The following is a 19460-nucleotide window of genomic DNA, read 5'->3' on the forward strand; positions in this document are numbered from 1 at the left end:
TTTGAGTTGATACTAAATTGTCTAGGCTCATAAAATCTCCATTCAGTTTAAGATAGTGAATTAATAATACCATAAAAAACGAGTAATAGTTAGAAATGGCAATACAAAAAAGGCCTAGAATTTCCTCTAGGCAGTCACGCATTTGTGTGCAAGCACACGAGTGGTGAGCTCATTAATATTGAGCCAAGTAATTTATCAGTTAGCAAGCTAATTAAGATTCCTCAGAAAGGCTAATAATTATTAGTATGAATCAAAAAACGATTAAACGGCTTTAATCTAAATAGGATTTAATTACTTTTTCAAACTCTTTATTAATAACGGAATTAAACGCAATATTGATAAGTTGTTCCGAACCATTATTTAATAACAGCACTGCGTAATAGGATGGAACAGGAGTGCCTTTAGGTTTAACTTTTTTATACGATATTGATTTGATGTCATTTTTATCAATTACTTGGTTCTTTTTTAAAGAAAGAACAATGGCATTTTCATAAATAATAATGTTGTCAGCTCTTTTGAAAATAAGGAAAAATAAGCCAATTAGTACAAAAATTAAGCCAAAGATTACGAGTACGATTTTTGCGTAAATAAAATTAGACCCAACTATCATTAAAATACCAAGTAATAGAAAAACAATGCCATTTTTTAAACTATCAGTTTTTGATTTAAATAATACATTACCTTTATTGTCCATAGAATCACCTCCTGAAAAAATAATAACATACGTTTATTATCAAGTAAATGATTGCTAAAAAGGGCAAAACTTCAATTTCTAGAATAATCGCAGCATTGGGGGAGCTGTATTTTGCTTATCATTATTTATGAAATAGCAAAAGCCAGTACATCATAATTAGGCTAACCGCAATAGCTACAACAGTCCAAATTGTGACAGAAGAGAATTTCTTGTCTCGTTTTACTCTAAAAATCATAAACATGACTAAAATGGCTATCAAAAGAAATAGGATAAAAATCATGATTACACCTCCGTTTGGTTATTCGTCTAAACCTCCTTTTGCCCAAAATAGTGGTATGATTTGCTCCAGCACCTAGTAGGCCAAAAAGTATTACAATAGGGATATAAAAAATTTCTTCTTGCATACCTCAATCCGCTTTTAACTAAGATTAATCATTCAGAACGTATTAAGGATTTTATCTTTGAATAAATGAAGGTTAGGGTTTCAGGTAAAAATGAAACGATAAATGTCCAAAAGAGTGAACTCGTTAGATTTCTATCTGAAACAAGAAAATACCAAAATAAAAACCATGCTGCTGCAAATATTAAGTAATTGACCCATTTCTTATTTTCAAAGGAGAATGTGTTAGAAAAAGATTTACCCCAAAATTTTTCAACTGACTTTTTCATTATAAAACCTCCGTATGATAGTTGTTAAGTAAGTATAAACAAAGTGATTAGCAAATGCAATTGCAAACATGGAAATTATTATTACCACGGAAAATAAAAACACTATCTGGAGATAGTGTCGAAATTAATTATTTTTTATAAGTGAAGATAGCTACCCCAATTATTACTAACAGTCCAATAAGTTTAGTGATGAGTGAATCGTAGATGATAAGTAAAATTGGCAGAGTGATGGCTGACAATCTATAGGACACTCTTGAAAAGGTTAGTCCCACTTGACGCTCTATTTTATTTCGTTCAGTAGGCTCATAGTCAGAAGATTTCCATGGTACGCGGGCCCAAAACAGCCCACCAGTTGATCTAATGTAAAAAGCCAGAGCTATCAAAAATAGAAAGAAAAAAATGAGTATAATAGTTAATTCTTGATTCATACTTTTCTCCTCCAAACTAAAGGTATTTTCACACCTATTATATCAAGCTTTTGAGGGAAAAGAAACGTTTCCTATGTCACGGTTATAAGTAGTTAAGGGATACTCTATAGGTATGAAGACTTGATGTTATGTTAACATGGTTTTTCGATTGAATCGTGTCCGTAAAAGGCGGACGTTAGCATGTATGCGTTTGTGATGTTAAATTCCTTAAAGTGCTGATACAGACTTATTTTTTTATGATAGTTAGAATTTTTTTTTTGTTATATTAGGGATGTCCGTGAAATCCGGACATATGAATTCCTTCGAATGAAATGGTTGTTATTAATGATCAAGTCTGTTTATTCCTAACGAGAGAGGCTATTCATTAGTTATATCATACTTATTTGAGGCTGTCTATTTGGTATCAGGCCATTTTTGGAGCTATCTGGCTCATAATATAGCGATTTTACTTACTCTGATTTCTAACATTCCTATACTTTGGGGATTTGTTAGAAATTAGCGTTTCATTTTGTGGTAACTTAGCTTCTAAAAGGTCAGAATAATGAGTGAGGTAACCCGTTCATTCGGATTATAATGTAATAGAGTGTTTTATCGTTTATTTTGTTTATTATTTGTGTTTTGACTCTGATATCCATTTTTGGGTTATGCTAAATAATAACGAAGTAATAGGAGAAAATGATGAATGAATTTATGTCATACTCAGATATAAAGAATGATTGCTACAAAAGGCTTTTGTCTTTTTTCTTAACTGAATGCGATTCGTTTGAATGTGTCATTAGACATGATATAAATTTTCATGAAGAATTAGAAAATTGTCGATATGATACTAGTGCTTACCAATTATTAGAGAAGTGTTCCTCATTTTTTAAGAGCCATCATAAAAGTAGAAAATGGACGTCAAGTGAAATCGGTGAAGAGGCTGCGGATATTTACACGTTTGATTTTAATATATTTAGTTTAGGTATTTTATTGCCGCACACAAGAAAAATCTCTGACTGGCAAGGTCCAAATTTTCCAGAAGATTTATCACTATATTCTGGAAAGAAACCTGTGGTAAAAGTTATTGGTCATGAAGCGATGACTTTAATAGAGATATCAGATTTAAAGTTAGAAGAGTTAACATTAGAACTACCATATTTATAACAAAAGACGTGTCCAGTCTGTCGTTACAAACTGGACACGTTTTTCATTTCTACTAGCTTTATTTATAAAAATAGTTTGGTGTTGCTACATAAATAGATGAATGAGCCCTAGCACTGTCAGATGAGCCGGATAGAATATATAAAACATTGATTTTTTATCTTTGCCTCGTTCTCCGTTATATAAATATAATAGGGGAATAGCAAAGCAAACAGCTAATAAATCAACTAGTAAGGCACTATCAAATTGAAAAGGTAATAGAATAATTGAAAATATATTGGTCAATATAACGCCAATTGTAATTCTAAGTTTTTGATTTTTAATATGATGGAAGGCATAGATTGCTAGGACAACACCGTCAATTCCGCCATCAAAAGGAACTGAAAGGAAATAAAATAATACTAAGATTAACATTTTCCCCAATTTATTCTCTACCTTATCTGAAAAATATAGGGCACACAAACCAAAGAATAAACTGAAAATGGTTGTTTGAGGCAAAACGCCAATAATTGGCAAGAATAATAACTCAAAAGGGATGATACTTACTAAACCTAATAACCCTATTCGCTTCAAATATTTCTTTCGGTCATGGGTGTGACGATACCCTTCTGCGATAAAAAAAGCGAAGATAGGTAGCACAGGTTTGCCAATAAATAAGCAGAAATCTGCGATCAGATTGCTCGATAAGGGATTCATCATAGTTTTTAGATCGAAGAACGTCCAACCTAAGTGATTGATTAGCATGAATAGCATCATGATTGATTTTAATGTGGTTCCTGAGACTGATAGTTTTTTTGTCATAAAAAATTTCCTCCTTTTTCTTCTTTTACTTTAATAAACAAATCTAATTATTTTATAACTAAAATAAAAAAAGTGAAAAAGACGTCTAAAGTATGGAACGTTCTAAAGGTGATCCATTTACTATCTAATTGGAGCATAACTTTTATGAGTTTAGACATGGCTGGATTAAGTAGAAATAAAAAAAGACCATAAATCTGGTCTTATGTACCAAGTTTAGCGGGTATGACAGCGACAAAACGATATCCTTTTTTTGAATAGTTTTCGATGATTTCTCTGTGATCCTTAATTCCGCCGAGACCTAATTCATTGACACTAACAAATTCGTATTGATATTTTTGCATAATTGACTACCTCGCTTTCTAACAATAGTGTATCATCAAAGAATTATTAGTACCTAGAAAAATAAAAACCACCTCTTTATGAAGAAGTGGAAAATACTATATGGGTTATTCGAATCCAACTGCTACACGTTCATATAATTTGTTAATGTTATAAAAAACATTAATTACTTGACCTTCTTGTGGATAGTGACCATCACTAGGTTTATTGTCATTAAAATCTTTTAGGCTAAATACGATTACTTTTTTGAATTTCATGTTTATCACCTCCCGTATTTTCTTTTATACTACCATTAAAAAAGGAAAAAGTGATTGTAACTCCTGAATGGTTGAAAAATACGCTTAAACGGTAAGGTTAGAAGAAGGAGAATGATTCTTTACGAAAATAAAAAAATTATTTTTTCTTTCGTTTATTTGATAGATAGACGCCTGATAGTATAGCCACTGCGGCTACTGCTGCGAGCAAAGAAGTTCCCAAGTAATCACCTCCTAATTATTGGTTATAAATTATGCAACGTTAAAAAGATATTTGTACTTACAATACAGACAATAGCAACCAGAAAAGGTGGCTATTGTATTTTATGATTTTTCTTCTTGTTGTTAAAAGAAATAACCCCAAAAGAAACACTTAAAAGTAAGAACATTGTAGCTAGACCATTACTCTTGCTTAGAAAAAGAATAATAGAAGCAATTAAAAAACCAAGACTAGAAAAGGTTAAAAGTTGATCTGAATTCATATTTTTCAATATTAATACCTCCTTTATTAATTTATAAATTTACTATACCAGAAAAAGAAAAAAATGGAGGCTAATTTGTTGAAGAGTATCGAAAATGGCTTGAAAGGTATCTAAAACGGCTTGAGCAGTATCAAAAATAGCTTGAATGGTACCGAAAATACCTTGAACGTTACCGAAATTGTGAATAGTATCTAGGGTAATAGTGACTACAAATTAAAAATAGTATCAGCATGAGAACATCACTTAATCGAGCCACTGAATAAATGCGGTCTTGTCATTTCTGGTATATCCAGCGTTCTCATAAAAACTCAAAGTAGCCTCTTTTTTGAGTTAGTCATTAACATTAATTTATAGCAATCATCATTATCCTGAGCCAGTTTTTTCGCAAAGTTTAATACTTGTGTGGCATGACCTTGTCCGCGAAAGGATGGGTCAGTAATAACATGTTTGATAATCGCACATGGTTTTTGCTGATGTGTTAGGTTTGGTACAACAAGTAGAGTACATGAAGAAATAATGGTGTTATCCTTTAAATCAACAAGAATATGATAGTTATCATTATTAGTTATTTCCTGATATACAGTTTGTAGATTGTCAGCTAAATTTGACATCGATTCGTTATGCAAGTTAATGGAACAGTTATCGGAAATTTAGTCTTTTCCAAATTGGTTAAAAATTTTGTCAAAAATAAGTGGAAACGCAGTGAAAAAATGGTTATTAATATGGTTTTAATTAACTGTCTATCCAGCTATAGCATAATAAGAAAAAATAAATTATACTAACATGTAAAAACAAAGCCTAGTCCATTTATGTTTAAACCACATATGAAACCTTCCAATAATGATGCGTTTTAAATTAGTTTTGTATTAAACTAATCTTTATCAATTTATCATATGTTGCGACTTTTTCTTGTAGAAGCGTGATATGTTTCAAATTTTTCTAATGAATCAACGGCTGAGATTAGCACTTTAACCAAAGAAGACCCCGTAGAACATGATAAAACTGCCTAACCAAAAAATCGAATGATACGTAAAAATTATTTTCTCTCTATGACGGATAAAAAAGCTAATAGGAAAGCGGTGGATGTTTTCCGTATTATGTGTTTTGTGAATTTTGTGAAAATTAATGACTTTATCTAAAGACAAGGAAACGTAGGCTTTGGCGAAACAGCCAACAGTAAATACACCAGAGCTCAAAATAAGCGATTTCCCGATATCTTTCATCGAATCGGTCCAAGGAATGTGCAGATAATTGATTATATATCCAACTAATATAATGATAGGGACCATTATGATTATGGGTGAAAAAATGTTTTTAATTTTGACATTTACCTTGAAAATAATATAAAAGTTAACTACAACGCAGCAAACAAATAGTATGTATAGAACGTGAGTCCTCTCCTTTTTAACGAATTTAATCAATAATACGGTGGTATTTGATAGGCTTTGATAGGCCGGCTGGAATTTCTTCTCCCTTTTCTGAGTAGTAGTCACCATTCACCCCAAAGTTTGCCGTTAGGGTGTTGTCGTCAGAGAATATAAAAGAATACCGACATGTTTGATCATCTGATAAAGCAGTGATTGCCTCTATAGTGGAGGGTTCAATCGATAAGGTTTGATAGGCTCTATCTTTAGACGTGTGTGGAGCGTCGCTGTAACCTAAGGTATTTTCTGAAACGTGCTTAATAGATAGATAATAGGTTTCCTCTTCTTCTACGGATTCCCATTCCCCTACTAGTTTGGAATAATCGTACACGGCAGAGACCGACTGTTTATCGGAGCTTTCAGGAGGTAATTCATTTCTTGAGGCGTGAGAACAAGAACTTAAGAATATCACCAATACAACTAACATATAAACGATTTTAGTTTTCATCATTAACTCCCACTTTTTTGATTTTTATAGGATTGAAAAGAACAGCCAACATAGGATTGAAAACCGCGAAAGACCAGGCATAAAAAAACCAATACATAGATGAATGTCCATGTGAAGGCGTTGATAATGACATGACCATCCCGGCAAAAAGAGGGAGAATTAGTGATAGAGGTAACATCATTATGATTGAAATAATTCTGAGTAATTTGATCGATCGAAAGGTAGCGACATAATATAGTACCATCACAAGCAGGTGAATTACTGCATATACTAAGAAAGGAAACCCGCCATTAAAGAACAATAATAGGGAAACAATAATCATTGACGCGTTGATACTCACAGATAACAATAAAATTAATAGGTCTTTAACTCTCATAACTTAATCGGACTCCTTTTAATATGCGAATCAATTTCAAGAGTGATGAGAGTGATTCGTTTAATGAATAACGTAGGTATAAAAACGGTAAGTTAATTATATCATAATTAAATTTCTAGTAAGTTAGAAGGTTAGCAAGAGGTAAAATAAAAAGCTCACTCAAGAAAGAGTAAGCAATGAATTATGAAGCAGTAAAATACTTAACAAGGGAAAGGTTAATAATGAAATTTTCAGACGGATTATCGCGACAAGTGACAGAAATGATGTGTTCATTTCCGAAAATTTTATAGTCACCTGTTGCAGTTATATGATCAAGTTCTGTACCGTCGATAAAAAATAATTTAATCTCTTTACCTTGTTTTATGGTAGTTGTAAGTAAGTCTCTCAAAAAATTACCTCCTAATAATTATTATACCATTCTAGAAAGGCTAGCTATTAATTGTTGCTGGTGTTAATCACAAGTTCTTCAGATAAGAAACGGTTGATATTATCTACAAATTTCTTAAAATGCTCGCTTTGGTTATGAGCATCAAGAGCATCTTGAGAGTCCCAGTTTTCAACAATAATGAAGTTAGTATCCGATCCAAGTTCTTTGTAATGAGCATAGTAGCTACATCCAACTTCATTATTAGAGTTTAAAACTAACTCCTCAGTGAGTGTTAAATAATCCGGTATGCTTTTTTCATTAACTTTTAAAAATACATTTAATACAATCATAATTGACCTCTTTTCTAATTTTTTGTGGATAGAAGTTAATTATAGAGGACAATTGAGTCGTTTTTCAATAATGTTATCTACAAGTTTATCTGGTGAAATGTTCTCGTTAAGAATTTTTTCTGATTGTGGCAGTTGCTTAAAATAGTCTAAGATAGCATCAACTTTCCCAACTGCCCATTCTATTGTATCTGGAGTTCTCTCCTGTAATCGACTGATTATCGTCTCTTTGCTAACTTCTAATTGAATATGGCATACAGGAATTTTTAATCGTCTTAGTTCACCTATGATTTCGTCAAAAATTTCTGGTTTATAGAGTGTCATTGGCACGATGATGTCTCCATCAACTTCATTATTTAATTTCTTTAGCATGTAAACATTTAATTCCCGCCATTCTACAAAATCTTGGAAATCATTTTTTTGAACAGACATAGGTAAATTATCTCTCAGAAAAAAACCTAAATTTTCAGGGTCGTACAAATAAGAACCCGACATACGTGCATTAAGAAGTGTTGAGATAGTTGTTTTGCCAGCGCCAAAAGCGCCATTTATCCAAATAATCATGTTTCATCAGTCCTTCATTCAGTCTACAATAATTTTGTGTCTCCACGTAAACTCAACATATAAAGGGATCAGCAAAGCGCTGATGACAAGCCAAGGCCAAAAAACAACCAAAAAACTTGTTAATCGTTATGGTAATTAAAAGTTCATATCATGAAAGACTATGAGCAGTAATTCTTATATCGATTTTCTAAAAGTGATTAGAAATGCGCTACGTGTTGCTATAACATTGGGCATATATGCGTGTGTGACTAGTTCCCAGCCTTGCTGTGCTCTTGAATTAATCAAGTCATCGAGTTCCTCTAAATTCCTTTCATTTGCACTGTCTTTAATCCATTTTGTGGATGTTTCTAAAATTTCACTTCTGTATTCATACATAAGGTCAACCTCCTAATTATTGTACATTAATTATACAGAACTGAAAAAGATATTTATCCTTACAATGTTGTCATATTTGTGAAAAATTTAATTAGTTTTAGAGGTTCTCAATCTTAACGATAATAAGAAATGATTGAACAATAAAAAGCTTTCTTCTTTTAATAAAAGTCGGAGGACAAAAATTAATTTTGTTTTAATCTGGTGTTGAAGTGACGAGACTTAAGCTAAAACCGTCATATCCTTTGATTCCCACAGTTTCTAAGGCCGTTGAATCAAGATGAGGAGAATCTGCTAAAGCTTTTAAAAAGGATCGAACGCCAATAACTCGATTATCATCACTATTTTTATCTAAAACATCACCATTGCGAACGATATTGTCACCGATAATAATCGTTCCAATTTTTGCAAGTTTCAAACTAAGTTCTAAATAATTAGGATTATTTTCCTTGTCAGCATCAATAAAAATGAGGTCAAATGGGTCACTATTTTTATTAATTAAGTCTTTTAAACTATCTGAAGCGGGGCCCTCAATTAATTCAATTTTGTGAAGGTAGGGGCTTTGAGTGAAATTTTCAGTTGCAACTTTGGCATGATGAGAGGAGTATTCTAATGTGATAATTTTTCCGTGATCGGGCAAAGCATCAGCAAACCACAGAGTACTATAGCCGCCGAGTGTCCCGATTTCTAATATTCGTTCAGCTTTTGCGATTTTAGTTAACAAAGATAAGAATTTGCCTTGTGATGGAGAGACATCGTGAGGGGGTAGTCCATACTTTGAATTGTTAGATAACAATTTCTTTAGAAGTTTTTCTTCATTAATTAATTGTTCTGTAAAATACTGATCGACATCTGCATATTTTGACAATATAATCAGCTCCTTTAAGGTGATTATATCAAGGGGGATAAAATCTATCAATAAATGTCTGTCAATTTGTGAATACTATGTTCTTACTTTAATTACACACAAAAAAGATCTCCCGTGTAAGGAAACCTTTAATTAGCTTTATAGGTGTTCAAACCTTGTCTCAATGAAACAGAGAACGAGATTATCGTAAATAGTAACATCGGGACAGAAGCAATTAATTCTCTTAGAAGATCATCGCGTTCCCTATAAGATTCTTTGCTTGGAATTAACAGATATGAAAGACTATCAAAAATGGAATTAAAACTAAATAAGAATGTAACGAATGAGATGAGTGCTACTAGTAGCCAAAATACGACTAAAAAGTTTGTTTTTTTCAAAGTAAGCTCCTTTCAAAATGATTATGAGTCAAATTGTAGCATAAATAAATGAATGAGAAAAGAATGAGGAGTGGTTAGTCAACGTTAAAAAGCTTTATTATACAAATCTTTTCTACTACCATAAATATCATGGGAGGTTATCGAATCTAATTTAGTTCCCGAAAAGGTGAAGTGAGCAATCCAAGGCATCACACCTTTTATTTTGTTAAAATCAGCCAAGGAGTACGCTTTGTCGAAGTAATTAATAATGGTTGACAGAGCAGTCCCATGTGTCCCAATAACAATTGTATCTGTGGGATATTTGGTTATAAGCTCTAAAATTACTGGAATATTTCGATCTTGAACTTCTGACAATGATTCTCCATTATCAAGCTTAAAATTGAAATCATTCCACTGGTTCTTAGAGAATTCAGCAAAATTATCAATCCATCCTTTAGAAACCGTACGCTCCCGCAAGTCATCTATCGTTTCTATTGTTAAGTCTGATTTTTTTGCAATAGTGGTTACGGTGTCAACGGCTCTTTTATAGGGGCTGCTAAGAACTTTATCAATGTTAATTCCTTGAAAATAATTAATTAACGTTTGGCTGTCGGATACCCCTTTAGCGGTTAGTGGCCGTAGTTGATCATCGTGAACGGTAGTATCAGGTTCAGCATGTCTTATGAAGATAATTTCCATATAAACCTCCTAATTAAAATTAGTGCATATAGCATATTAGATAGGTTGAAAGGGGGCTATTAGTCTTTAGCATAATAACTTTTTTTAACTGTGAAAAGTTGAACATTACAGCCGACTAAATTGAGATAAGAATAAAACTTTTCTGCTAGTGGATTGGGAGATTTGGAATTTAACATAGCTTCAGCATCCTCCATAGTTTCCCATTCGATTAGATCAGCCCAGGTGTTTTCATCGACAATTTGTTTCCATGAAATAAAACCAGGCAGCTTAGACATATATCCATCGTTTAACTTTTCTGAAGCGGCTAAAAATTCTGAAACAGAAGCACTTTTTTTCAACTTAAATGTAATTAACATCACAACTGGCATAATAGTCACTCTCCTAATTATTGTTCTTTATGTGAATATAGCATAGTTACTAGCTTATTGAAAGGTGTTTACAAGTAATCAATAAAGCTATTAAAGTCAGTGAGACTTTGAAAAGCTCGAGGTTGGTAGTAACTAGTATTCGTATAATTGCAACAAACGGATAGTGTCGATCGGCTTACAATAGCTGAAAGAAGACTAGTTGAGAAATGGAATTAAGGAGAAAATAATAAAAAGCCGCTATAAAGAAAGCGACTTACCAGAAAGGAAATATTTTTTCAGAAATTCCTGAGAGAGTTAAACCTATAAAAAAGATTAAGATCAATGTGAATATGATACCAAGTGGGGGGATGCTGTTCGTAGTTCTATTTTTATAGAGTTTATTTAGAAAAAAGGTAAATACCAGAGAACAAATTGCCGACAATAGAATTGCGAGATTAGTGTAAGTCATTTTTAGTACCTCCTTTATCAGTTATGATAATTATATCACAATCCTTGGAATTTCACGGATATCCATTAACTATAAAGATTAGTGGGAGGGAGATAAAAAGGCTGTAGGCTAATAGTGGATTTGTCAATTATTAGGTGTCATTCTGATTGACTAAAATATAAATCAGACCAATTAAACTTGGTAGAATTATCATAAAAAAAAGAAGGACAAAAATGTTGAAGTTGCAACTCTCTCGGGTGAAAGGGAGTAGAGCACGATAAAAGTAAAAAGTGAATAAGAAAGTAGTTTTCCAATGATGTTTAATTGTTGAAGTTGACGGTTTGAAGGCTTTTTCATAATAATAGGAGTCCTTTGTGTAGCTTGTGATATAAAAAAAGTTATTACTAAAAAATAAAAGCCTCCAAGGAATAATCTATGGAGGAGGTACTTATTATTTTGATCGTAATTCTTTAAGTTTCTCTGTATCCTCTTTAGAAATGAAAAACTCAACTTTACCAGTGTCGTAATCGACAGTGGCGAAAACCTCAGCTAATTGCTTTTTAAATTGAAATTTTGTATCAGCATTTGAGACTTTTAAGGGCAAGTCCATATATGTTGCTGTGCGGAAGACTTCTTTTTCCATGCTATAGCTCCTCTCAGTTTTATGAGATAAGTTTATCAAGGAGTGGTCTGGAAATGGGGGATACTGCTTAAATGGTTAAAATTTACGCTTAAACGGTCATAATTGTTTATTAACCAGAAAGAATAAAAAAGGCGATTTTTCCGCCGTAATCAACTTACTATGATTGGGATTGCGATAGCTAAAAACAATCAGATAGTCATTAAAACGGTAATTGACTGAATAAATAACCTTTTTTCGAATAGAGATACTTGGGTATAACGTTGAGCCGTCTACTCAAATAGATTTATTCGAAGTAAGTGATTAATTTTGGGAAAAATAAAAAGCAATGATTTCTCATTGCACAAATAGTTATTTTTTCTTCTTTTGATATGCAGCATATGCACATAATACACATGCTATTGCGATCCAGATTGTTTTCATAGAGTCACGCCCGTCTTAATTTTATGAGATAAGTATATCATAAACTGTTTGATGAATTGTTACGAAATATTCAATTTATACATGATATAATAATGTAGAGAAGTGAGTGACGGTGGCTATCTTTGAGAGGTGGTGGTGCTTATGGGTGTAAGTGCTGAAATCTTACGAAAGGAAATGCCTTTTTGTCTGCATTTGAGACAATTCAAGTTATTTTAGGCTTTGGTATGTTTACCATTGCATTAGTTAGCTTGATTGTAAAATTGCTAAAAACGACGAAAAAAATAATCGCTCATTAAACTTTAGCCAGTTTAGCGGATATTTTTTCTGTTTTAAATCTTGCTACCATCTTAAACGGCTCTATTTTTAGGGGACATGTTTGCGCATGTCCTCTTTTGGTGATTTTATTATACCATAAATAGCCTAGTTGTTCCAAATTTCTTGATAGTAGCTGTTTATACTCTAGGAATATGACCCTCATAAGTTTAGACATGGCAGGATTAGTAGAAATAAAAAAAGACCATAAATCTGGTCTTTAAACTATACCAATAATTAGAGCAGTTCAACATCGAAATAACTAACATGGTCTTACGATTTTGCAATAAAGGGATGTTTATAGAATTGATGATTTCTTAAAAAAATAGAAGTATCTTTTAAGACTCGATGATGTTACCGTTAACTGTTAGTTTAATACTTTTAGATATTATCCAGCCTGATAAGCCGTAAGAAGAGCTGATTTCATAGAACTTCAACTTATTTTTTTCTAAATAGTTAATAAATGCCAGTTCAGCTTCATCGGGGAATTCATTAGGGTTCTTATCTAAAAAAAATGGCCACCCATATCCCCATTGTTCAGCGAATAAGGATTTGTTATACTTCCATGCTAAGTCAGACGGAATTTCATCAATATCAAAAATGACGTTTTGAATAAAATTAGTATGGATGAAATGATGAGCCTCTACTGAATCAAAATGGATTAAGGTCAGCTCATTTTGATTATCTTGGCCTGTCCATGTTGTGTATAAAGTTATGGTCTTTTCTTGAATGTTAATTTCGTATTTAGTTATTTCATTATCATGAACCCAAGACATATTAGATAACCTCCCAAATAAATACGTAATGATTACCAGAAATAATAATAATAAAAAAGAGCCGTAAAACGGCTCAGGTCAAGACTTCGCCTTTTCCGACTTCCCATTTAAGGACCAACGGACAGCTGGCTTCGACTCATTAAATATATCATAAATAGACAGGGAGTCAACTGATTATTTTTTATGATAATCATTAACTATTTTTATTCATGACCTACATATAATCAATTATGATGATTGCGAAATAGATAAAAAAAGCTAATATTGTAGCAAGAATTAGAGAAATAATGGCTCACAAAAAAGGCGTCTTCGTTTCATTTTTAAGCCACGTCGAATAAAAAAGAGTGAGGAAATAAAAGCGATCAACGAACTAGTTATAATTAAAAGTTGAATAGAATCTATCGTCATGTTGATTATCTCAATTTATCGGCAGTGATAACCCTAAAAGTATAAGAATTTACAGTAAGGCTAATTTTTTCATTCAAGTCCTTGATGTAGAAGTTCTTACCAACTTTATTGATTTGATTGTCAGGGCGAGATATTAATTTCGTAACCAAAGACTCAATATCATTATTAGATAACTGGATTCCTAATTTTTTGTTGATTCGACCATAAACTAATTCAGTATAACAAATATTATCGAGGATGGTGTTTCTGATGTTTTCCATAAAAGCCTCCGTAATTGATTGATGGTTTTACCTTATCATAGGCGATTAGTAAAGTGAAGAAAGAAGCTAAGTTTTTATTATCACGGGAAATAAAAAGCTCACAACTTTAAGAAGTGAGCTAAAGCATTATTCCTTATCTGCTAGTAGTAATTTGCCATTAGAGTCAAGTAGTGGGGTCATACCAGTACTTGGTGAGGCGAGATATTGAACGCCTGTTTTTGTATCAATAACAATTTGATAAAAATCATTTTGAACTTTAGTTACAAATCGTTTTTCTTTTTTTGCCATAAATGAAACCTCCCATTAATTGATAGGTTAACTATACCAGAAAGAGAAAAAATGGAGGTTAATTTGTTGAATGATATAAAAAAAGCCCTGAATGGTATCAAAAATAGCTTGAATAGTACCGAAATTGTAATTATCTAAGGTAATAAGAACGATGGGGTTTCAAGAATGATGGCTGAAGAGGTGATCCGAATTTGGGACGAGCCAAGGATGATTGAGAAAGTGCTAGTGGGGGAGTATCACTGGTGTTACAAATTAAGTGGGAGCTTGCAGGAATTAAAAGATTGTTTCAATCGTCCCCTGTCTGCAATAGGTGGACAGGGGTTTGTATATATTTGTGATGTCAAAGGATAAAGAAATCATTAAAACCAGACGAGCAATAAAAGGGCACGACCTGGAAAATATAAGTAATTTCAGAAGCTGATGAACAATTGTTTAGCTTAATTTGATAATTCAAAAATTATTTTAAAGCAGTGCGACAAGGAAGGTCTCTTTTTCTGAGATTGTGATAAATAGTCGGGGCGGATATCTGACAGCGCTTCGCAATTTCGCCAACAGACAAATCCGTCTCTTGGTAAAGTTTTAGAGCTTGATCGACTTCTTTAGTTCGACTGGGTCTGCCTAATACCGCGCCATTTTCTTTTGCTGCCTCTAGTCCTGCCATCACTCGCTCACGGATCAATTCAGCCTCCATTTCTGCAAAGGCACTCATTATAGTGAAGAAAAAGCGCCCCATTGGTGTTGAGGTATCGATGTTATTTTGAATGCTGACAAAATTAATTTGTCGTTCTTCAAAACTTTCAAGTAGCTGCAATAATTGATTAGTCCCTCTAGCAAGGCGGTCTAATTTAAAAATGACAAAGGTGTCGCCGGGCTTAAGAGAAGCGAGGGCTTTATTCAGCTCTGTTCGTACAGGTTTGCGACCACTTTCAAATTCTTTGTAAAGATGATCTACGCCGTAAGCTTTAAGAGCCCGTTCTTGAGAATCAAATTTTTGATGATGAGTACTGACACGCATGTAACCGATAGTTGCCATGTTAAATCTCTCCTTTTTTGTTAAGTAATGTGATGAGTTCAGTAAAAGAACAAATAAAGAGTAACACATAGTGAAGAGAGAGGGGAATGAGCTCTGTCTCTATTTTTATGGTTTCGTTGTTAAGAGAAGCTAGTGTTCAAAAAAAGATTGAAAAAAATCTTGACAAGTCCTATAGGTCTATAATAAACTATAGTTTTTTACACATTTAAATAACTGGCGTTTTCTAATGTTCTTTTTCATAACAAATCCCAATTTAACGGGATTCTGTTTTTTGGAAAAAGAGCTTTTTTGTGTTTTTCTTGCGTGAACAACTAACTATAGTTTTTGACACACTCTAAATCGCGTTAGATCAAGCTTAATGAGCGGTGTGAGAAAGGAAAGGATGTGTTAAATCGATGTCACTATATGCGTATATTAGAAAAGAATATCCGGTCTCAACGGTGGAACAATTAGACATGTTACGAGCGTATAAATGCCAAGAAGTTTTTATTGAAGAAACAGATGTAACGATTAATTGCGAGCTAGATCGATTATTGGGAAAGCTTGTAAAGGATGATCAATTATTAGTTTATGATTTACGGGCATTTGCTAAGAATTCTAAGGGCTTTAGAGAGCTGCTCAACGTATTAAGTGAGGACAATATTCGATTGATTAGTCTACAAGATAAATTGGATACAGAGGTCTCTACTAATTTCTATACAGATGTCTTAAAGGTGTTGGAAATGGAAGAACGGCATCGGAGTTACTTGATTCGAACTAGCATAGAACTGGCCAAGCAACAAGGCCGTATAACAGGCCGCCCGAAAGTAGATAACCGAACCATTGATCAGATTGTCTTTCTCTTTGAACAACAAGGAAAGACGATGAGAGAAATTGCGGAAATCTGTGAAGTATCCTTAGGAACTGTTCATAAATATGTTAAAAAAAGTAACCGAGACTAGCAGGTAGTCGTCAATCTAACTGAAAGGCGGTGGGGCTGGGGAACGTAGTGACAGGGTAAAACAAGTAAATTTAGGATGAAAGAGGGAAAAAAGGAATGAAATCGTATAAAAGTAAAGTAGTGAGTTGTTTAGTGGTGTCAACTACCTTTTTAGCAAGTATTGGAGGGACACTTATTCTAGATGTTTCAGTGGCTCATGCAGCTGATTCTGCAAAAGTGATTAGTGGGAATCCTGTTTCAGATAACACATCTAATCGTACCTTGACATTATGGAAGTATGAAATCAATAATACAGCTGAATTAGGTGAACGAGGCGACGGTGAAACAGCACCCGATTTAACCGGTAAAAAAGTCATGCAAGATGTTAAATTTGAAGTAATTAGGGTTAAGCCGATTGCCGGTGCTTCTCTAACAGATCCAACCAAACAAGTTAAAGATACAGATTACACGATAGATACGTCATTTACTGCAAAAACAGGAATGACTGACAAAGATGGAAAGCTTGTGTTTGATCTTAGTGAGGGACTGACAGATAAAAAATTAGCTGACGGGATTTATCTTGTTCGAGAAGTGCCTGATGCAGCCGGTAATTATACCTATACTGATCCAGAAACAGGTGAAACGGGATTAACGGTCGCGTCCCCAATGGCGCCATTCTTTGCCTGGGTGCCGCAAACAAGTCGTAACGATACAGGGAAGTTAATTTATGATGTCAATGTCTATCCAAAAAACATTGTCACAGATGTTTCATTAGATAAAACGATTGAAGGTGGCAAAGGTTTCTCGATTCAAGCAGGAAACTCTTTCCAGTGGGAAGCCACAACAAAACTACCAGAAGGGTTATACAACAAGATCACGAAAGATATGACAATTACCAATCGCCATGATAAAGATGGTAATCCGTTACCAGATTTACCTGTGACAGCTTCACCAGAGAAACCGTATGACTCATATGCTGACTACTTTACGATCACAGATGATCTGAATACACAACTGTTATTGGATGATGTGGTAGTGGAAGTTACAACAGATGGGGCTACTTGGACCCCTTTAACCAATGGTGCTGAGTATAAAGTATCATTAAACGGCACCGAGATTGTTGCGCCAAATCCTGTTAAAAATACAACCGCAGGTGAAGCAAAAAAAGTCGTAGTAGATTTGACACAAGCCGGGATGAAGAAAATAACGGAAGACAAAAATACTCATATTAGAGTAAGTTATAAAGTGAGTGTTGAAAAAGATTTTAATGGCACGATTGATAATGAATATAGAGTGGGGTATTTAATCCCAGGTCAAAAACCAATGGATACACCAAGTGATAAGCCCGAATTTTATGATGGTGGATTTGACTTAAATAAAGTCGCAGAAGATGGGACAACAAAGCTAGCTGGCGCAGAATTCTATCTTGCAGAGTCAGAAAGTGACGCTAAAGCGAAGAAGTTTTTAGCCTCTGATGGTAAAAGCTATGCCTTAAAAGACGATGGAACAGCAGATCCCGCATTACCAGCAGGTGTCACTTTCTTAAAATCAACAAGTGACGCAACTGGTAAAGCAGAATTTAATGGCTTGAGATTGGATTGGTTTACCGATTCTAATGGCAATGGGCAACAAGATCCAAGTATTCCAAGTGAAGCAACCTGGGAAAAAACAGCTATTTCAAAAGATTATTGGGTAGTGGAAACAAAATCGCCAGATGGCTATGAGCTGTTGAAGACGCCTGTGAAAGTCACGGTTAAACTAGACACACATGAGAATTTAGTAGTTGATATTGAAAATAAAGCGAAAACAGATTTACCATTTACAGGGGGCACAGGTACGACTATCTTAGTGGTCTTGGCATTAGGCGCAATTACAGTTGGAACAGTGGCCATTTCTATTGATAAAAAACGTCGTCACGCTTAAAGTCAGCAAGAAAGGAAGGGAAGACGTATGCACAACCAGAAAAAAAAGCAGCAACTGGTCGCCGTTCTTTTCGGAATCTGTCTTTTAGTGGGAGGTCTCTTTTGGGACTTACAGAAGGAGTCACTTAAGGCGACAGAAATTCAATTGCCAAAGCTTACGGTAAAGGTTAATGGGGAGCTTGTCACAGCTCCTCCTTCGTTAGAAGCAGAGGAAGTTCAAGTGGAAGTAACAGCCAATGAAAGTAGTTGGCTGTTACTTCCTGTTAGTCAAGATTATCAGGTGCTAGCCTTAGACAGTAATGGAGAAATGGATCGTTTGCCAGAGGTGACGACGGCAGTTTTTGATGTGATGGAACAAATTAAGAAGCTTAACTCAGAAGATACCTCACAGATGGAAGAAGAGGCGGTTCATGTTGTCGATAAAAATGGAAAATCGACAGGTAGTTATCTTCGGCTACTTAAAAATCAGCCCCTTCAGTTTGTGATCAAACGTTTGACACCAGTTAAAAGCAAGATTGAGTTGATCGATCCCGTTAGTGACAAGGTAGTGGGAGGGCTTTTTACATTTGAAAAGCAGACAGACAAGAGCGAAGCATCCTTGGTAGAAGCAGAAGTTCAGCCTCTACGAGAAGAAGAGGCTGAACTCCCTGATAGCTACGATCAACTATTAGCGGTTGAGACGGTGCCAACTAAAAAAACACTGAAAGAGCTGGAGGCAGAGGCCTATACAGCGGAAGATTCTTTGAAAAAGCCACAATACGTTGGGGAAGCCTCTTCTTCAAGCAAACAAACAAAGGAGACCAAAGCAGGGGAGTCACCGATCGTCATCAAGGATGTTCGAATCCCCATTAAAACGGGGACATCAAGTTTTGATGCGGATAATCTTGCTGGCCATGATTCATCTGAAACCAACGATATTGTTCGGTCCTTTGATCAAGTCAGTTATTTAGTGTCGTTTTCCATTCAAAATACGTCACTCACAACCAAGTATACGAATATCCGCTATCGCGTGATGAGTGAGCTGTCTAATGCGCTGACAAACACAGGTGGAACCCC

Annotated in this window: 28 protein-coding genes; 6 read left to right on the forward strand and 22 right to left on the reverse strand. The window is 34.2% G+C overall.

Annotation, left to right across the window (positions count from 1 at the left end):
* Positions 1-271: 271 nt before the first annotated feature.
* The 3 genes from AC5KOD_RS04535 to AC5KOD_RS04545 form a co-directional block, all read right to left on the reverse strand.
* Positions 272-694, reverse strand: coding sequence for a hypothetical protein (locus AC5KOD_RS04535; protein WP_496913347.1), 423 nt, complete (start codon positions 692-694; stop codon positions 272-274).
* Between the two features lie 432 nt (positions 695-1126).
* On the reverse strand, positions 1127-1363 hold the full coding sequence (locus AC5KOD_RS04540; RefSeq protein ID WP_496913348.1) for a hypothetical protein: 237 nt from the start codon (positions 1361-1363) through the stop codon (positions 1127-1129).
* 128 nt (positions 1364-1491) lie between these two features.
* Positions 1492-1791 carry a hypothetical protein gene (locus AC5KOD_RS04545; protein ID WP_496913349.1) on the reverse strand — a complete coding sequence of 100 codons (300 nt, stop codon included), beginning with the start codon at positions 1789-1791 and terminating at the stop codon, positions 1492-1494.
* A 678-nt stretch (positions 1792-2469) separates the two neighbouring features.
* Here AC5KOD_RS04545 and AC5KOD_RS04550 point away from each other — a divergent pair.
* Entirely contained in the window at positions 2470-2934 is a 465-nt protein-coding gene (locus AC5KOD_RS04550; RefSeq protein WP_496913350.1) for a hypothetical protein, read from the forward strand.
* A gap of 84 nt (positions 2935-3018) precedes the next feature.
* On the opposite strand, the gene AC5KOD_RS04555 is transcribed toward AC5KOD_RS04550, so the two are convergent.
* From AC5KOD_RS04555 to AC5KOD_RS04625, 15 genes are all read right to left on the reverse strand, one after another.
* Positions 3019-3732 carry a TraX family protein gene (locus AC5KOD_RS04555; protein WP_496913351.1) on the reverse strand — a complete coding sequence of 238 codons (714 nt, stop codon included), beginning with the start codon at positions 3730-3732 and terminating at the stop codon, positions 3019-3021.
* A gap of 200 nt (positions 3733-3932) precedes the next feature.
* The gene (locus AC5KOD_RS04560) at positions 3933-4073 is read right to left on the reverse strand and encodes a DUF4177 domain-containing protein (RefSeq protein ID WP_496913352.1); all 141 of its coding nucleotides are present in this window, start codon (positions 4071-4073) and stop codon (positions 3933-3935) included.
* Between the two features lie 105 nt (positions 4074-4178).
* Positions 4179-4328 (reverse strand): hypothetical protein, encoded by a 150-nt coding sequence (locus tag AC5KOD_RS04565; RefSeq protein WP_496913353.1) that lies wholly within the window; start codon positions 4326-4328, stop codon positions 4179-4181.
* Positions 4329-4639: 311 nt separating this feature from the next.
* A complete protein-coding gene (locus AC5KOD_RS04570; RefSeq protein ID WP_496913374.1) occupies positions 4640-4807 on the reverse strand; it encodes a DUF8582 domain-containing membrane protein in 168 nt (55 codons plus the stop codon).
* A gap of 308 nt (positions 4808-5115) precedes the next feature.
* On the reverse strand, positions 5116-5418 hold the full coding sequence (locus AC5KOD_RS04575; protein WP_496913354.1) for a GNAT family N-acetyltransferase: 303 nt from the start codon (positions 5416-5418) through the stop codon (positions 5116-5118).
* Positions 5419-6220: 802 nt separating this feature from the next.
* The gene (locus AC5KOD_RS04580; protein ID WP_496913355.1) at positions 6221-6679 is read right to left on the reverse strand and encodes a hypothetical protein; all 459 of its coding nucleotides are present in this window, start codon (positions 6677-6679) and stop codon (positions 6221-6223) included.
* A complete protein-coding gene (locus AC5KOD_RS04585; RefSeq protein ID WP_496913356.1) occupies positions 6669-7055 on the reverse strand; it encodes a hypothetical protein in 387 nt (128 codons plus the stop codon). The genes AC5KOD_RS04580 and AC5KOD_RS04585 overlap by 11 nt, the downstream gene beginning before the upstream one ends.
* A 181-nt stretch (positions 7056-7236) precedes the next feature.
* Positions 7237-7443, reverse strand: coding sequence for a hypothetical protein (locus tag AC5KOD_RS04590; RefSeq protein ID WP_496913357.1), 207 nt, complete (start codon positions 7441-7443; stop codon positions 7237-7239).
* A 47-nt stretch (positions 7444-7490) separates the two neighbouring features.
* Positions 7491-7772, reverse strand: a complete 282-nt coding sequence (locus tag AC5KOD_RS04595) for a putative quinol monooxygenase (protein ID WP_496913358.1) — start codon at positions 7770-7772, stop codon at positions 7491-7493.
* Positions 7773-7811: 39 nt separating this feature from the next.
* The gene (locus AC5KOD_RS04600) at positions 7812-8333 is read right to left on the reverse strand and encodes an AAA family ATPase (protein ID WP_496913359.1); all 522 of its coding nucleotides are present in this window, start codon (positions 8331-8333) and stop codon (positions 7812-7814) included.
* A gap of 174 nt (positions 8334-8507) precedes the next feature.
* The gene (locus AC5KOD_RS04605) at positions 8508-8708 is read right to left on the reverse strand and encodes a DUF4177 domain-containing protein (protein ID WP_496913360.1); all 201 of its coding nucleotides are present in this window, start codon (positions 8706-8708) and stop codon (positions 8508-8510) included.
* A 193-nt stretch (positions 8709-8901) separates the two neighbouring features.
* Positions 8902-9573: an O-methyltransferase gene (locus AC5KOD_RS04610; RefSeq protein ID WP_496913361.1), complete on the reverse strand. Its 672-nt coding sequence runs from the start codon at positions 9571-9573 to the stop codon at positions 8902-8904.
* Between the two features lie 461 nt (positions 9574-10034).
* The gene (locus tag AC5KOD_RS04615) at positions 10035-10628 is read right to left on the reverse strand and encodes a histidine phosphatase family protein (RefSeq protein ID WP_496913362.1); all 594 of its coding nucleotides are present in this window, start codon (positions 10626-10628) and stop codon (positions 10035-10037) included.
* 59 nt (positions 10629-10687) lie between these two features.
* Positions 10688-10996, reverse strand: coding sequence for an antibiotic biosynthesis monooxygenase family protein (locus AC5KOD_RS04620; protein ID WP_496913363.1), 309 nt, complete (start codon positions 10994-10996; stop codon positions 10688-10690).
* 878 nt (positions 10997-11874) lie between these two features.
* On the reverse strand, positions 11875-12066 hold the full coding sequence (locus AC5KOD_RS04625) for a hypothetical protein (RefSeq protein WP_496913364.1): 192 nt from the start codon (positions 12064-12066) through the stop codon (positions 11875-11877).
* Positions 12067-12668: 602 nt separating this feature from the next.
* On the opposite strand from AC5KOD_RS04625, the gene AC5KOD_RS04630 reads away from it, so the two are divergent.
* Positions 12669-12782 (forward strand): putative holin-like toxin, encoded by a 114-nt coding sequence (locus AC5KOD_RS04630; protein ID WP_496913365.1) that lies wholly within the window; start codon positions 12669-12671, stop codon positions 12780-12782.
* A 354-nt stretch (positions 12783-13136) separates the two neighbouring features.
* On the opposite strand, the gene AC5KOD_RS04635 is transcribed toward AC5KOD_RS04630, so the two are convergent.
* The 3 genes from AC5KOD_RS04635 to AC5KOD_RS04645 form a co-directional block, all read right to left on the reverse strand.
* A complete protein-coding gene (locus tag AC5KOD_RS04635; RefSeq protein WP_496913366.1) occupies positions 13137-13574 on the reverse strand; it encodes a hypothetical protein in 438 nt (145 codons plus the stop codon).
* A gap of 413 nt (positions 13575-13987) precedes the next feature.
* Positions 13988-14242 carry a DUF3781 domain-containing protein gene (locus AC5KOD_RS04640; protein ID WP_496913367.1) on the reverse strand — a complete coding sequence of 85 codons (255 nt, stop codon included), beginning with the start codon at positions 14240-14242 and terminating at the stop codon, positions 13988-13990.
* A gap of 126 nt (positions 14243-14368) precedes the next feature.
* Positions 14369-14530, reverse strand: coding sequence for a DUF6440 family protein (locus AC5KOD_RS04645; protein WP_496913368.1), 162 nt, complete (start codon positions 14528-14530; stop codon positions 14369-14371).
* 207 nt (positions 14531-14737) lie between these two features.
* On the opposite strand from AC5KOD_RS04645, the gene AC5KOD_RS04650 reads away from it, so the two are divergent.
* Complete coding sequence (locus AC5KOD_RS04650; protein ID WP_496913369.1) at positions 14738-14881, forward strand: hypothetical protein; 144 nt, start codon at positions 14738-14740, stop codon at positions 14879-14881.
* Between the two features lie 106 nt (positions 14882-14987).
* On the opposite strand, the gene AC5KOD_RS04655 is transcribed toward AC5KOD_RS04650, so the two are convergent.
* On the reverse strand, positions 14988-15563 hold the full coding sequence (locus tag AC5KOD_RS04655) for a recombinase family protein (RefSeq protein WP_496913370.1): 576 nt from the start codon (positions 15561-15563) through the stop codon (positions 14988-14990).
* A 395-nt stretch (positions 15564-15958) separates the two neighbouring features.
* On the opposite strand from AC5KOD_RS04655, the gene AC5KOD_RS04660 reads away from it, so the two are divergent.
* From AC5KOD_RS04660 to AC5KOD_RS04670, 3 genes are all read left to right on the forward strand, one after another.
* Entirely contained in the window at positions 15959-16504 is a 546-nt protein-coding gene (locus AC5KOD_RS04660) for a recombinase family protein (protein ID WP_496913371.1), read from the forward strand.
* Between the two features lie 95 nt (positions 16505-16599).
* Positions 16600-18405 carry a SpaH/EbpB family LPXTG-anchored major pilin gene (locus AC5KOD_RS04665; protein WP_496913372.1) on the forward strand — a complete coding sequence of 602 codons (1806 nt, stop codon included), beginning with the start codon at positions 16600-16602 and terminating at the stop codon, positions 18403-18405.
* Positions 18406-18432: 27 nt separating this feature from the next.
* Positions 18433-19460: hypothetical protein (locus AC5KOD_RS04670; RefSeq protein WP_496913373.1), on the forward strand; the 1028-nt coding region annotated here is incomplete at its 3' end.

The organism is Vagococcus sp. WN80Y (assembly GCF_059621045.1).